8 protein-coding genes are annotated in these 15,873 nt (G+C 51.9%); 5 read left to right on the top strand and 3 right to left on the bottom strand.

Annotated features, from left to right (window positions below; translation table 11 throughout):
* Positions 1-30 precede the first annotated feature (30 nt).
* Positions 31-1,584, top strand: a complete 1,554-nt coding sequence (locus tag CODIS_RS07035; RefSeq protein ID WP_069122817.1) for a YiiX/YebB-like N1pC/P60 family cysteine hydrolase — start codon at positions 31-33, stop codon at positions 1,582-1,584.
* A 145-nt stretch (positions 1,585-1,729) separates the two neighbouring features.
* Positions 1,730-2,221, top strand: a complete 492-nt coding sequence (locus CODIS_RS07030) for a hypothetical protein (protein WP_154723037.1) — start codon at positions 1,730-1,732, stop codon at positions 2,219-2,221.
* Between the two features lie 34 nt (positions 2,222-2,255).
* Here the strand turns inward: CODIS_RS07030 and olsF are convergent, their stop codons facing one another.
* Entirely contained in the window at positions 2,256-3,968 is a 1,713-nt protein-coding gene (gene olsF, locus CODIS_RS07025) for a bifunctional ornithine lipid synthase OlsF (protein WP_069122812.1), read from the bottom strand.
* A gap of 326 nt (positions 3,969-4,294) precedes the next feature.
* Here olsF and metG point away from each other — a divergent pair, with 326 nt between their 5' ends.
* Positions 4,295-6,349 (top strand): methionine--tRNA ligase, encoded by a 2,055-nt coding sequence (metG, locus tag CODIS_RS07020; RefSeq protein WP_069122809.1) that lies wholly within the window; start codon positions 4,295-4,297, stop codon positions 6,347-6,349.
* Positions 6,350-6,407: 58 nt separating this feature from the next.
* On the opposite strand, the gene CODIS_RS07015 is transcribed toward metG, so the two are convergent.
* On the bottom strand, positions 6,408-8,819 hold the full coding sequence (locus CODIS_RS07015) for an efflux RND transporter permease subunit (RefSeq protein WP_069122807.1): 2,412 nt from the start codon (positions 8,817-8,819) through the stop codon (positions 6,408-6,410).
* A 443-nt stretch (positions 8,820-9,262) separates the two neighbouring features.
* On the opposite strand from CODIS_RS07015, the gene CODIS_RS07010 reads away from it, so the two are divergent.
* On the top strand, positions 9,263-9,967 hold the full coding sequence (locus tag CODIS_RS07010; protein ID WP_069122804.1) for a response regulator: 705 nt from the start codon (positions 9,263-9,265) through the stop codon (positions 9,965-9,967).
* A gap of 59 nt (positions 9,968-10,026) precedes the next feature.
* Positions 10,027-14,007, top strand: coding sequence for a PAS domain S-box protein (locus CODIS_RS07005; protein ID WP_069122800.1), 3,981 nt, complete (start codon positions 10,027-10,029; stop codon positions 14,005-14,007).
* A gap of 413 nt (positions 14,008-14,420) precedes the next feature.
* Here CODIS_RS07005 and CODIS_RS07000 read toward each other — a convergent pair whose 3' ends face one another.
* Positions 14,421-15,698: an O-acetylhomoserine aminocarboxypropyltransferase/cysteine synthase family protein gene (locus CODIS_RS07000; protein ID WP_069122797.1), complete on the bottom strand. Its 1,278-nt coding sequence runs from the start codon at positions 15,696-15,698 to the stop codon at positions 14,421-14,423.
* Between the last annotated feature and the right edge of the window lie 175 nt (positions 15,699-15,873).

Here is a 15,873-nt window from a genome sequence, read left to right as displayed (position 1 = left end):
ACACAGCATGCGAACACAAGGAGTGTAAGGGTGAAAAAACCGAATCGTTCAATTCTCCTTTTACTGCTCATATCCGCAGTTGGCCAGGCGACTTTGGCCTCACCCTCCATTGAGACATCCCTGCAACAGCAACTGATCAATGACCGGGATGTGGTATTCATTCAACGCAACGGCCTGGCCGACACACTCCGCTACATGGGATTGAACGGTGACCTATTCCCACCTGCCAGGACGTCTGACAATCGACTCGTCAATCGGGCGCAACGGCAGAAGATCTTATCGACCTGGATCAGTTTTCTGGATCGCCTGATTATCCTAGACTCGATCAGTCAATCCTACGCGGGCTACGAACAGCATCATGATGAACGGGTTCGTAAAATGGCATTTCGTATTGCCTATGCCGCTTTTCTGGCCCGCTATCGATATGTGCTCGATTTTCTGCAGATAACCGAGCGCAATGCTCAGTTTCACACCCTGCTGAATGAGCCCATCCCTGAGCTTGGACTCAAACATGACACCTATGCAGAGGTGAAATACCACTACCTGAATATTGCCATTGCGACGGAGTTCGCCCGACTTGCCCTTGCCTATCGCCTGCATGGCGAAGAGCCTGGGTTCCGGCTGAACCCGGGAATCCGGCGGGATCAGGCCAAGATCTGGGACTATGGCAGGGGGAAGGGAATCAAGCAGACGATCAAGAATGGGGTCCAGATCGTCAAGGACAGTAGCTTCAAGGCCCTTTTTCCGATTCAGAAAGGGATCTCCCAATGGATGGGTGATGTACGCGTTCGCAGACCCCATCAGTCACTGATCACACTGGAACAGGTCAGATCCCTGCAATCCCGTTTGGAACCAGGTGATATTTTACTGGAACGGCGTGAATGGTATCTCTCGAATATCGGACTACCAGGATTCTGGCCCCATGCCGCACTCCTCATCGGCACCCCTGAACAACGTCAACGCTACTTTCAATCCGCCGACATCAAGGCGTGGGTACGCCAGCAAGGGGTCGACAGTGGGGAGTTCGAAGCACTCCTCCAACATCGCTATCCCGAGGCCTACGCAGAGAGCCTCGGAATGCGGGAGAATAATTTTCTGGTCCGGGTAATCGAAGCCGTCAGCGAAGGGGTTGTTTTCACCTCGCTGGAACACTCCGCAGCCGCCGACTCTCTGGCGGTTCTACGCCCGAGACTCAGCAGACTTGGCAAGGCGAAAGCGATCCTGCAGGCGTTTCACTACAGCGGCAGACCCTATGATTTCAACTTTGATTTTATCACCGACAGGGAATTAGTCTGTACTGAACTGGTCTATAAGGCCTATGAAGCCAATGGGGAAAAAGCCGGCCTGACACTGCCGGTGGTGGAGATCCTGGGACGGCTTGCAACACCCGCCAACGAGATCGTGAAGCAGTTCGACCAGAACTACGACACACACAAGCAACAGCTTGATCTGGTCCTGTTCTTGGATGGTCAGGAAAAGACCGGGTTTGCATTGGAGTCTGATCTGGCCACTTTTCGTCATAGCTGGAGACGTCCAAAATGGCATATATTGATACAGGAATCCAGCAAAACAGCGCATCATTAGTCTGCGTCTTTGTACCTATTAACCGTGCACCATAATCGAGTACCCTTAATGCGTCGATTGTCATATCATCTAAGCATCAACCGCTTCTGGGGTCGAGTTCACAGTTATGCGGCATTACCGCCTGTCCATGGAAGAAGGGTTCACTATGATTAAAAATCTACTATTCACCTCATTGATCAGCCTGATCGTCGTAAGCTGCGGCAATGATAATGATGTCGATATTAAGGAGTTTGACGTTTCCGTCTCTACCGAAGATCTGGAAGATGGCCGCGCATCCATCGACCCGGCGATCAATGGCGGCAGGTTCGATCTGATCTGGAAGGTCGACGACAACGGCGCCTTTGGCTATACCGCCCGATTCTTTCTCAGTGTGAACAGTAATCTCGACGAATCTAATGACATTCAGTTTGGGTTCGCCAATTGTGATGCCTTCGGATCCTGCGACCACGATACACGAAATGACGAGGAGTGCTTTTTCAGCAACGACCTGGTGATGTACTGCGGTGACGAGGACGATGACACCAGGTTCGATATTGACGAGATCGTCGACAGCTTGCCCATGGATGCCTATATCATCATAGAAGCATGTACCACCTTTGATTGCGATACAGAGGCGCATCCTGTTCGGCTTCTATAGCTGCTTGACACGGGACGGACAACCAAGACTGACATCAATCGCCGATATAGCGTTTACGCTTGGCCGATTTTACCTTATCCACGGAAACCAGGATCATGCCATCGGTACAGCCGGCGAAATCGGGATCCTTACCGAAATCGAGAAAGCAGACACCACCCGGTTCACACAGATCAGTGTACTGTTTGAACAGGGTTGGGATCGTGACGTTGTATAACGCCAGCTGATTTTTAAGCTCCTGCAGATCCCTCTCCAAATCATCCCCGCAAAAGTGCCGGGAGAACTCCTCCTGACACGCCTTATCCAATTGATAGGGGATTTTTGCTTCGCCCAATCGACTTTTACATCCGAAGTAGTGTTTGTAGAAAACCACCATCAGGTCTCGTGCGGCCTTCGGATAGCGGTCACTGATACTGACAGGGCCATACATGTGGCGAACCTCAGGATGGTGACGCAGGTAGCTGCCCAGGCCCTGCCACAGATAATCCAATGCCCTTGAACCCCAATAACGAGGCTGGACAAAACTGCGCCCCAGTTCGATGGCCCGCTCCGCATAGGGTTGGAAACTCTCGTCAAAATCAAACAGCGAAGTGGTATAAAGCCCCTGCATTCCCCGATCGTTGATGATCGGCCCAGCCTCGCCTATTCGGTACGATCCGACAACCTCCAGTTCATTGTCATCCCAAAGTACCAGGTGTCGATAGTGGGTATCATATTTGTCGATATCCCGGCGCCTGCCCGTACCCTCGCCCACCTTGCGAAAACTCAGTTCCCTTAAGCGGCCAATTTCACGCATCAAGGCCGAGCCGATTTCCCAATCCATGAGAACGATCTGTTTTCCATCCCGGGTCTCACCCAGCAGCCGCCCTTTGGACAGCTCTTTTTTCAACGCTTGTCGCGACTCAGGATGGGCAATGCTGCGCTCGGTGGTGAAGATACCCGGTTTGCGCTGCGCCACCCGATAGAAGTGTTTACGTACCATACGCACCCGCGCCTTAGGTCTGATTCCATCCACATTGAGATGGGCGGCAGGCACCAACCCACCGATCCTAAAGCCGATAGTGTTGGAACGCTGGTGGAACATCTCGCCGACCAGCAAGAGGGCGGCGATGGGCTTATAGAGTAGAGAGACGGCATAGAACAGGGGGGAGTTCTTGGCATCGATGAAAATCGGTAGCATGGGGGCTTCGGTACGGCGGATAAACTGGAGAAATCCGTTTTTCCAGCGCACATCCCGCACACCGTTGGGACGCAGCCGGGAGACTTCGCCGGCTGGAAATACAATGACCATTTCCTCTCGCTCCAAGGCTTCATAGACCTGTTTGATACCCTTGCGGCTGGAACTGCCGCCCATATTGTCCACCGGAAGCAGTAGATCACCGAGCGGTTCCAGGGCCGAGAGCAGATCGTTGGCCACTACCCGAATATCGGTACGCACCCGACTGATCATCAAAATCAAACTCAGGGCATCGAGCGCCCCTAACGGATGATTCGCCACCACCACACGACCGGTAGGTGGGATATTTTCCAGATCCCGGTTTGAGACCAGATAATCGAGGTCGAAGTACTCCAGTACCTTTTCAATAAAATCAAGACCGCGTAGACCCTGGTGATCTTCCAGAAAGCGGTTGATCTCCCGCTCGTGGAAGAGCATCCGGAGCAGGGTCAACATCGGCTTGGTCAACAACTGTGGTTTATTGTTGAAAAAACCGGGAAAACGTTCGGTCAGAACCTGCTCGACATTCAGCACTGCTATGCCTCCAAAACGTTAAAAATACCGGAAGCATAACGAACTGACATGACGAATAATTTGCAGCGAGATGAGAAGTTGACTGCAGTCGAATGATAGATCAGTGACAGCCGTATTCAGCGGTATCGAACAGCAGGGACAAAGCATTAACCAGTAGCGAATTGCAGATCGGTTTTTAAGTCCGCAAATGAACGCGAATAAACGCAAATGGTTTGTCTACCTAGGGCCTGTTAACACTCTGTTCCACCAATGGCACGTTTATTTAACCGGTTGTTGTGCGATAATTGTTCGTTTTACAACTGACCCGCTGACGAGTTGGAAACCAGATGAACCAGACAGCCCGCAAGATCCTGATCACCAGCGCCCTGCCCTACGCCAACGGTCCGATCCATATCGGCCATCTGGTGGAGTACATCCAGACCGACATCTGGTCGCGCTTTCAGAAAATGCGCGGGCATCAGTGTACCTACGTCTGCGCCGACGACGCCCACGGCACGCCGATCATGCTGCGCGCCCGTCAGGAGGGGATCGAGCCGGAGGCCCTGATCGCGAGAGTGGCCAAGGAGCACCAGGCCGACTTCGCCGACTTCCGTGTCGATTTCGACAACTACCACTCCACCCACTCACCGGAGAACCAGGACTGCGCCAACACCATCTACGAGCGCAACCGGGATGGCGGCCATATCGTCAAACGCACCATCACCCAGGCCTACGACCCGGTGGAGAAGATATTTCTACCCGACCGCTTCATCAAGGGTACTTGTCCCAATCCCAAGTGCGGTGCCGACGACCAGTATGGCGATAACTGCGAAGTCTGCGGCTCCAGCTACTCACCGGCAGAGCTGAAGAACCCGGTCTCAGCCATCTCCGGCGCGGTACCGGAGCAGCGCGAATCGGACCACTACTTTTTCAAACTGGCCGACTTCGAAAGCATGCTGAAAGAGTGGACCGGTGGCGGGCATGTCCAGAGCGAAGTCTCCAACAAGCTGGGCGAGTGGTTCGAGGCCGGGCTGCAGGAGTGGGATATATCCCGTGACGCTCCCTACTTCGGTTTCGAGATCCCCGACCATCCGGGCAAGTACTTCTATGTCTGGCTCGACGCACCCATCGGCTACATGGCCAGCTTCCGTAACCTCTGCGACAAGACCGAAGGCCTCGACTTCGACGAATACTGGACAGAAGGTAGCGAGACCGAGCTCTACCATTTCATCGGCAAGGACATCATCTATTTCCACACCCTGTTCTGGCCGGCGATGCTGCACGGCGCGGGCTTCCGCACCCCCAGTGCCGTCTATGCCCACGGATTCCTCACCGTGGATGGGGCCAAGATGTCCAAGTCCCGCGGCACCTTCATCAAGGCCCGCACCTACCTGGATCATCTCAATCCGGAATACCTGCGCTACTACTTCGCCGCCAAGCTGGGTTCCGGTGTGGACGACATCGACCTCAACCTGGAGGACTTTGCCCAGCGGGTCAACAGCGATCTGGTGGGCAAGGTGGTCAATATCGCCAGCCGCTGTGCCGGCTTCATCACCAAAAGGTTTGACGGCAAGTTGGCGGATCAGGTGACCGAGCAAACCCTGTTCAACGACTTCGTCAACGCCGGCGAGGTCATTGCCGAACACTACGAGAAGCGGGAGTTCAGCCGCGCCGTACGCGAGATCATGGCCTTGGCCGACCGGGCCAACCAATATATCGATGAACAGAAACCCTGGGTGGTGGCAAAAGAAGAAGGGAAGGAAGCGGTGTTGCAGGCCATCTGCAGCGACGGCCTCAACCTCTTCCGCCTGCTGATCGGCTATCTGCGACCGATCCTGCCCGGCACCGCCGAGATGGCGGAGGCCTTCCTGCAGATCGGGCCCTTGACCTGGGAACAGCTGAGAACACCATTGACTGGACATCAGATCGGCAAATTCAAACCGCTGATGACCCGGGTCGATCCGAAGCAGATCGAAGCGATGCTGGAGCACTCGAAAGAGGATCTGGCGGGACAGGCACCTGCCCAGACGGCCAAACCTGCAGCTGATTCTCCTCTGGTCACAGACCCCATCGCCGATACCATTCAGTTCGACGACTTCGCCAAACTCGACCTGCGCATCGCGCGCATTGCCAAGGCAGAGCACGTTGAGGGGGCCGACAAGCTGCTGCAGCTGACCCTCGACCTGGGCGGCGAAACCCGCAACGTCTTCGCCGGTATCAAGTCGGCTTATGCTCCAAAGGATCTGGAAGGCAAGCTCACCGTGATGGTGGCCAATCTGGCACCTCGCAAGATGCGCTTCGGCGTCTCCGAAGGCATGGTGCTGGCGGCCGGACCTGGCGGCAGGGAGCTCTACATCCTCAATCCCGACGAGGGGGCGCAACCGGGGATGCGGGTGAAGTAAAGGTAAGCCGGGTTATGTAATACAGTCTCGAGAGGCCGCTTAACTGCCAACCCATCAATCAAAAATCATTTGCATTGATCTGTGGATTTTTAGCCATTCTTCGCAGCAACAACAATCCACCGATCGGCCTGACCATGGCGTACAACCATGCCTCTGCATATTTAGCTGGTGTCCGCATGAGCAGTAATGCAGGCATGATCACCAGGTTGGAAAAATAGGCTGCAACGATTACCAACGCACTCAACATACCAAAGCGGGCAATCGGTTCAAAGCCGGAAAAAACCAGCACTCCCAGTCCTAGAAACAGTGCCAGACTGGCCGTCGTAATCGGGATGATTTTGTGTTTCATTGCACAGCGCACCGCCCATACCGGGTTTCTTTGCACGCTCAAGGCAGAGCGATAACAAACCATGAAATGCATGGAGTGATCGATACAGATACCGAGCGCAATAACCGCGATCATCGACGTCGCAGCATCCATCTCTATACCACAGCAGCCCATCACACCAAATAGCAGAACTATGGGAAATCCATTGGCGACTGTTGCGACCAACCCAATCTTATAGCTTGAAAACAACAGCGACACCACTGCCAGAATGGCGACCAACATTAACCCCAGTGATATCAGCATACTTTGTGACATAATTTGATGGGCTTCGTAGGATGAGATCGTTGAACCAGCTAAGGATACATCCAGTACTGGATCAATGTGTTCATCAAGAAACGTCTTCAGCTCCACCAACGCCCTGTGCACCTCCTCCGATGCCGCAATCCCGTGGCGCACGATAATCGCCGAGCGGCTGAAATCCTCCGCGACCACGGAGCGCATGTCTTTCATATCGACCAGGCTGGTTAAGCCTTCGATTATATCATCGTCCTGAGGCAGTTCATTGCCATGCCCATCGTTCATAACACGGTTCAGTAACACGAGATAATCGACCAATGACACAGAGTTGTGGAAAAAAGCAGATGTTTCAACGTAGGTTTGGATTTTACTAATCTCATCCAGGTATCGACGCTGGCTGAATGTACCCTCGCTGCGTCCATCCAGGACAATAATAAAGTTTTCTGTTCCATTCATGTGGCCTTCCAGCGACTCAATACGTTGTTTCACTTCTGAACCGTCAGAAAAATAGTCGAGAAGGTTATGATTGAAATTCAGATTCAAACCATTCGAAAGTGACACCGCCAATACCACACATGTGATTGCGAACAGCTTATTCTTGTGTTTCAGAATCAACTTCGATAAGGCATTACTCAGCTTTTCAAACAATGCCATCCCAGGGTGCCGATCCTGTTTGTTTCTTGTCATCCTGGCTCCAAAAAGTTTTAAAATCACGGTAAGCAGGATGACTGTAACAAGGAAATTGACCAATAGTCCTGTTGAGGCCAACCAGCCGAATTCACGCAGCATGGTAATGGGGCTCGTACCGATTGCCACAAAACCAAGATAGGTGGTAATGAAGGTCAACATGACTGCCAAGCGCAGACGTCGCACCATGTATCGGATCGCAGCACCTGCGCCAATACCTGAACCGTGTCCCTTCAGGTACTCATAAATAAGATGTATATCCTCAGTTGAACCGATTATTACAATCAACACCGGCACCATTGAGGTCATGATGGTAAGCGGGATGCCAAGGAATGCCATGGTACCGAGGAACCAGATGATGCTGATGATAGAAGTTAAAATCGGCAGTAATGCCATTATCGAACTTCGAAACATCAACGTCAGAACCGTAAACAGCAGCACCAGGCTAAGTGGAATCAACAATATGAAATCCTGCTGGATCGACCTGCTCGCCTGTTGCCCGATATAGTGCATGCCAAGCTGAAAGAGCTTATCGAAGGTTTCCTGATAAGGTTCCAGGAGATTCTCGATCTCGGTCGCAATCCGATGGGCAGAATCGTGTTTCAGCTCATCGGCATCCAACTCAATAGTGAGAACCATCATTTCACCGTTGTCAGATAGCAGGTTTCGATATACCAATGCGTTTGCACGGGCATCACCAATAATCCGATCGATCTCCGCGGGAGTCGGGTCAATGCGGTGAATGAATGGATCCGTGTGAACTGTTTCGCCTTCCACCCGGGGATTAGGTGTATTGAAGAGACTTTCTATCCTTTTTACAAACGGTTGGCCTTGCAATTCTTGAATGATACTGTTGACAGTATACAGGCTCTCTTCCGTGAATAACTCTCTATCCTCGATAGCAACTAGAGCCATATTCTCGGTGCCCTGTTGAAACTCATCAGATAACAGTATGGAGTCGTCATTGGCGGTTGCCAGTGAACGCGGTGAAACATCAATCTGCAATGATGGCAACTGCATTGCGGCCCACAGGGTTATCCCACCGAATAGCAGTAAGATCCATACTGCATACCGGAGTGCCAGCACGGTCGCCTTGCGCGACAGTGACACCCATTTTAATTTATTCAGCAAGGCTGCACGTTGACCGACACCATGCATTTGAGCTTTCCCTGTAATGGCGTGATAAATGACTTGAATAGAAAAATAACGGGGTCAGGTTTCAAAAGAATTTCTTGGTATGAATCAATTTGTAGAAATTGTTTCCTGTTAAAGAAACAGAAATGAAACACCTAGCACCCCATGGTTAGAGGATTGACAAAAATGATGATGAAATTATCGATCGGTCCAACCCGGGACAGCCTCATCAACATCAGATCCGATGTTTAAAAAACTTCTCTTGCATTCAATAATTTACTGTTAATTATTCCCATCGGAAGCCAGCCTATATAAGGAAATAATCTATGGGCGATTCAGGGTGACGAAAGCCCGGAGTTTGTCAGTATCTTCAACGCTCTGCTATTTTTGTTTTAATTGTTTCAAACAAGTATCCCGTCGAGTTGGAATTCTGCATAATCGGGAATAGATAATGACCAGGGTTCATCATGACTGAAGGCGCCTCCTTGCTCGTCGTGGATGACGAGCCTGAAATTTGCGAAATTCTGCTTGAGTATTTCGGACAGCAGGGCTTTAAGGTAGTCAGTGCCTGCAGCGCCGAACAGGCCCGTCCGCTATTCGAAAAAAAAGTCCCTGAAGTTGTTGTCATTCTCGATATCCGTATGCCTGGAGAGGACGGGTTATCACTGGCACGCTGGCTGCGTGACGCCCACCCAAATGTAGGCATCATTATGCTGACGACCGCCGCCGATGTTGTTGACCGTGTTGTTGGCCTCGAAATCGGAGCCGATGACTATGTCGCCAAACCCTTCGATTTACGCGAGCTACTGGCCCGGGTCAAGAGTGTGATCCGCCGCCGGCATAAAGCAGACCCAACCGAGATTGCAGAAGGCAGAATACGGATTGGAGTATGCGAACTCGACCTTGATATGCACAAACTGTTCGACGCTTCCGGACGTGAAGTACCTATCACGGCAATGGAATTCGATCTGTTGCGTGTATTCACAAAACATCCCAATCGTGCCCTGAACCGGGATCAAATCATGGAACTCGCACATCATCGCGACTGGGATGTGTATGATCGTTCCATAGATCTGCACATCATGCGCCTACGACGTAAAATCGAACGTAATCCGGAAAAACCGGATACGATCAAAACCGTTCGCGGTGTCGGTTACATGTACGTTCAATAATGGATACGCCAAATAAATCTATTCAGGACACGACAAGTTTATCCAGCGAAAAGGCTCCAGTGAAACGCCTATATGGACGCTATCGTCGGACTTTGTTCATCGTTGTCCTGCCACTGTTCATCATTATCACCGTACTCGCAGCAAACCAGTACCATGACCAGCAAGCACAGGTGGTTGCCAACCTCAGACAAACCACATCGAGTTATGCCTTTGCACTTGATGGTATCGCCAAGCAGGCCAATGATCACGTACTGCAATTAAAGGCCTGGTCGGAAAACTATCTTACCAGTCCACCAAGTTATCCCAGTGATCTGCGTAATCACTTCAAGCCCAAATTGCTCAACGGACAACTCGACGCCTACACCTTGGATGGCGTACCAAACGATAAGCGCGCATTTGTCGGTCAATTGGTGTGGAATGGCCAGGATCCTCGTCAGACAGGCATAGGTGATGTCAGTATCGACCAGGCATTGGAATTTTTCTCCCTGGCCAGGCTCACACATGATGTCTCCGATTATTTTCAATGGTCCTATTTCTTTTCCACGCAATTGAATTCAGTCGCAGTTTATCCCTGGTTCAGTACTGAAGAGATCCTCGCAGCCAGCGGCATAACCTCTTTACGGAAATCTATTGACAAGTGGTTTGAATATGAAATCTACCAGGCGGGTACACCACAAAAAAACCCGGAGCGCAAAACTTACTGGACCGCACCCTATATCGATGCCGGCGGAACGGGCGCAATGGTCTCCCTGGGTGCCCCTGTCTACCTTGATAATGAGTTTCACGGCATTGTCGGCACCGATGTAAAACTTATCACCCTGGAACGTTTTCTGCAGAATTTGAAACCCACCGCTGGTCGCTTGTTGATATTAAACAAACAGCAGATGTTACTGGCGGATTCCAACGGTGTACCACCCGATACGATCATGTCGGCAGCAGAGCTGTTTCCCAACGTATTCGGCGAACAATGGAAACAGAAGTATGTACAGGATGATCAAGAATATCGGGATACTAACGGCCATATTCTGGTAATACAGCAAACCCGTCATGCACCATGGATTCTGATCTATCTGGTCAGTCATGACGAAATGTTGGCACTGTTGTTTCCCCGTTTACTTCCCTATGCAGTCATACTCGCCACCCTGATAGCAACTCTGTTTATTGCAATTAATATTTTACGCAAGCACTATATCGCACCGGCGCTGAGCCTGGTGGAATATATACATGACGCTTCGACAAACCCGACAACGCAAGAACCTTCATTACCCAGCCTGTGGCAAAAATGGGCGGATCTCATTTCCAATACTTTCAAGGTAAATCATCGCGCACTACAGATGGTCAGGGAAAGCGAAGAACGCCTGCAACAAATTTTGAATAACTCGTCTGCAGTCGTTTATGTGCGTGATGTCGAGGACCGTTTCATCCTTGTCAACCAGCCCTTCGAGCGACTACTGGACACCTCCTCCCAAGAGGTCTTGGGTAAAAAGCTACACGAAGTTTTTCCACAAAAGACAGCTGATGAATTTCGAGCCAATGACCTGCAGGTCATCGAACGTAACACGGTACTCGAATTTGAAGAGACCGTTACCTTCGATGACGGCTTGCATACCTATATCTCCAACAAGTTTCCGTTGTATGACAGTAATGGCGATATTTATGCAGTCTGCGGTATTTCCACTGATATCACCGAGCGCAAGCGAGCTGAGGAAGCGTTGCGTCAGTCCGCACTTGGGATTTCCAAGGCGCATGGCAAAGACTTGTTCGATACCCTGGTCTCATACCTGTCACAGGCAACAAATACCGACTATGCCCTGATCGGTGTTCTGGAAGGCAAGGATCACATCCGCACGCGTGCGTTATACGCTAAGGGAAAAATACAGGACAACATCACCTACCCGCTGCAGGGCAGTCCCTGCAACAATGTCATAGGCCAGAAATTCCGTTTTTATTCCCGGGATATACAGCAACTGTTTCCTGAAGACGAGCTGCTGGTCGAGATCGGTGCCGATAGTTACGCCGCGATCCCTCTGTTCGATTCCGCCGATCGGGTCCTTGGTCTGCTCGCAATTCTCGACAGCCGACCGCTGCGCAATCAGGCATTGACCGAATCCTTGCTGAAGATCTTTTCAGGCCGTGCCGCCAGCGAGCTTGAGCGCGAGCGTACCGACAACGAGCTCCGCGAATCCGAAATCAGCTACCGGGAAATATTCGAGACATCCGAAGCCTGCATCTTTGTCCACGACATCGAAACCGGTGCCATCCTCGACGTCAATAAACGCGCCTGCAGCACCTATGGTTATAGTAAGGCGGAACTGCGCAATATCGATGTTGGCCAGTTAAGCTCAGGGGTGCCTCCCTATACGCTTAAAGATGCAGCCCGCCTGATCGAGCGCGCGATCGATGGCGAGAAATTGCATTTCGAATGGCACCGCAAAAACAGAGATGGCAGCCTGCATTGGGATGAAGTATACCTGCGCCGTGCGTCAATCGGCGGACAGGATCGCATCCTCGCCTTCACACGCGAGATCACCGCGCGTAAGGAAGCCGAGGCAGCGCTTCAGGCGAGTGAAGAACAATATCGTTCCATATTCCAGGCCACAAGTGATGCGTTAATCCTGTGGGACAGCACTGGCCAAATGGTTGACGCCAACCCGGCAGCCTGGCACATGGCCGGTTATAGCAAACAAGAGTTTTTCTCTAAACCGTTCCATGAAATCATCCATTCTGATTCGATGGATGCCTATAACCGATACCGTACTAAAGCGCTGGACAATAAGGCGTCTAGTATGGAGATCCGCGCGATTCGCAAAGATGGTACGGTGATCGACCTGGAATCACGCAGCATTCCAATACCTTATCGCGGCCAACCCCACCTTTTGTCGATAACCCGTGACATCACCGAGCAAAAAAGGATAGCCGAGGAACTGGCACGCCAACGCGAAGTGTTGCGACAGAGCGAAAAATTGTCGGCAATGGGCGAGCTGCTCGCCAGCGTGGCACATGAACTTAACAATCCCCTGGCCATCCTGATGGGACGGACAGCACTGCTCGAATCCAAGGTCAGCGACGAGGCAATCCGTTCCGATGTACAGAAGATAAACATGGCGGCGGACCGTTGCGGCCGCATCGTACGTACCTTCCTCTCCATGGCGCGGCAGAAACCACCGGAAATGACCCATGCCAACCTTAACCAGATCGTCACCAGCGCAGTTGATCTGCTGGCCTATGCGTTACGCACCGCCGACATCGCCCTGGTGATGGACCTGGATGAGGATCTGCCCGAATCACTCATGGATGCCGATCAAATTGGACAGATTATTATCAACCTGCTCGTAAACGCACAACACGTACTGGAAGAGTGCTCACCACCACGTCGGATATGGATTACAACCGGACAGCGTGATGATCGCCTATTCTGTCGAATCGGCGACAATGGTCCGGGTATCGCCGAAGAAATCAAACCGCGCATCTTTGACCCCTTTTTCACGACCAAGGAAGCTGATATAGGTACTGGAATCGGCCTCTCGGTTAGCCAAGGCATTGCCCGCGATCACGGTGGTGAACTCTGTCTGGAAGAGAATGAACAGGGTGCACTCTTTGTGTTGTGGCTGGACCTGAAGCTCTCCGACAAACCTGTCATCGAGCGGCCTGGTGCAGATGGAACTCACCGCAACTTGCAGGAGCACATCCTGATCGTCGATGATGAAAGCGAAATTTCTGAGCTTTTACAGGAGATTCTGGAATCGGCAGGACTCATGGCAACCCGGGTCAGCAGTGGCCGCGAGGCATTGGACTGGCTTGAAAATCACCAGTGCGATATCCTGCTATGCGATATCCGTATGCCGGACATGGACGGCTCGGCACTCTGGCGTATCTTGCGTCAAGATTATTCCGATCTCGCTGCGCACACTGCTTTCATTACCGGCGACACGCTTTCGGCAAACATATCGCCATTTCTCAAGGAGACTGCCCGACCCTGCCTGGAAAAGCCGTTTACCCCGGAACAGGTATTGGAGCTTGTCGCCGGCCTGACAGACTAGACAGGATTAGGAACAGCGTCTGATTGATGATGGCCACGATAGTGCAGCCGCCACCTCTTCGGCACTGGGTGCCTCAGGTGCTGTAAGGATTGGCAGCATGTAGATACCCATGGCAAAACCTAATGCTGCAAAAAGCAGGTGTGACAGGGTCAACATGAAGGTTTTTTCATATGAATTCTATGTAATGCGAAAGATGGAATGGACTTTGAACCTCGACGTTTGCAGTAGAAGCCTAAGAGGCGTGAATGACGGCAGCTATGAAAGTGACCTTTCGGAACGGTGGCACCTGAGCCGGCTTCCCTGCCAGCCACTAGCGGCAACATGATCACGTCACAGAAACTAATATCCTGTAGCTGGTTGTTGGTTGTGAGTGAGGTTAGCTAGATTGTCTAGTGAGATCTGTTAACCCCAGTTCACCCCTTCGCCGCCTCCAATGCCTGACTGATGTCGGCGATGATGTCGTCCACGTGTTCGATGCCGATGGAGAGGCGTACCATGTCCGCGCTTACCCCCGCCGTTGCCAACTCCTCTTCGCTCAATTGGCGATGGGTGGTTGTGGCGGGGTGGCATGCCAGGGACTTGGCATCACCGATATTGACCAGGCGCAGGATCATCTGCAATGCATCGATGAAACGGGCGCCTGCCTCACGGCCTCCCTCGATACCGAAGCTGAGGATGCCGGATGCCTGTCCCTTGGTGACTTTTTGGCAGCGTTCGTAGTGCGGACTCTCCGGCAAGGCTGCATAGTTGACCCACTTCACCTGCGCCTGCTGTTTCAGGTATTCCGCCACGGCGAGGGAGTTTTCGCAGTGCCGTTCCATACGCAATCCCAGGGTTTCCAGGCCTTGCATGATCAGAAACGCACTGTGCGGGGAGAGCGCGGCACCGGTATTGCGCAGCGGCACCACCCGGCAACGACCGATATAGGCAGCCGGGCCAAGTGCCTCTGTATAGACGACGCCGTGGTATGAGGGGTCAGGCTCATTCAACATAGGAAAACGTGCCTTGTTTCCCACCCAGTCGAATTTACCCGAATCGATGATCACCCCGCCGACCGTGGTGCCATGACCGCCAATATATTTGGTGAGCGAATGGACGATGATATCGGCACCGTGATCGAAGGCACGGCAGAGATAGGGGGTGGCCACCGTGTTATCCACGATCAAAGGAACGCCGTGACGATGGGCAATCTCGGCCAATCTGTCCAGATCCACCACGTTACCCGCAGGATTGCCTATGGATTCGCAGAACAGGGCCCGGGTCTTGTCGTCAATCAGCTGTTCGAGCTTCTCATAATCGTCGAATGAGGCCATGCGCACTTCAATTCCCTGACGTGGGAAGGTATGCGCGAAGAGATTGTAGGTACCACCGTACAACTGACTGGTACTGACGATATTATCACCACTGCTGGCGATACATTGGATCGCATAGGTAATGGCCGCCATTCCCGACGCCAATGCCAAGGAGCCGATACCACCCTCCATCTCGGTCAGACGCTGCTCCAGCACCGCCGTAGTGGGATTCATGATACGCGTGTAGATGTTGCCAACCACCTTAAGATCGAACAAGTCTGCACCATGCTGGGTGTCGTCAAATGTATAAGAGGTGGTTTGATAGATGGGAACCGCAGCTGCCTTGGTAGTGGGTTCCGATTCATAACCGGCATGTAGCGCCAATGATTCTAATTTCATATTCACTCCTCATCCTCAATTATTCGTTATGGCCTGTTTTTCTGTCAGGCACCTGTTATTGGTCACTCCGGACAGGCGAGGTAATATTGACCCAAGACTACATCTCAAATATTGAAATACCCACCTATCGTGAGGGTTTCAGGCCTGACTATATGGCCTGAAACACTATTTTTTT

The organism is Candidatus Thiodiazotropha endolucinida, from assembly GCF_001715975.1.
GTDB classification, from domain to species: Bacteria; Pseudomonadota; Gammaproteobacteria; order Chromatiales; family Chromatiaceae; genus Thiodiazotropha; species Thiodiazotropha endolucinida.
Note: the sequence above shows the minus strand (reverse complement) of the source record. Positions and strands in the feature narration are given on the sequence as shown.

Coding starts and splice junctions, on each gene's coding strand:
- CODIS_RS07030 (WP_154723037.1), top strand. CDS start 1,730: ATGATTAAAAATCTACTATTCACCTCATTGATCAGCCTGATCGTCGTA.
- metG (WP_069122809.1), top strand. CDS start 4,295: ATGAACCAGACAGCCCGCAAGATCCTGATCACCAGCGCCCTGCCCTAC.
- CODIS_RS07015 (WP_069122807.1), bottom strand. CDS start 8,819: ATGCATGGTGTCGGTCAACGTGCAGCCTTGCTGAATAAATTAAAATGG.
- CODIS_RS07010 (WP_069122804.1), top strand. CDS start 9,263: ATGACTGAAGGCGCCTCCTTGCTCGTCGTGGATGACGAGCCTGAAATT.
- CODIS_RS07000 (WP_069122797.1), bottom strand. CDS start 15,698: ATGAAATTAGAATCATTGGCGCTACATGCCGGTTATGAATCGGAACCC.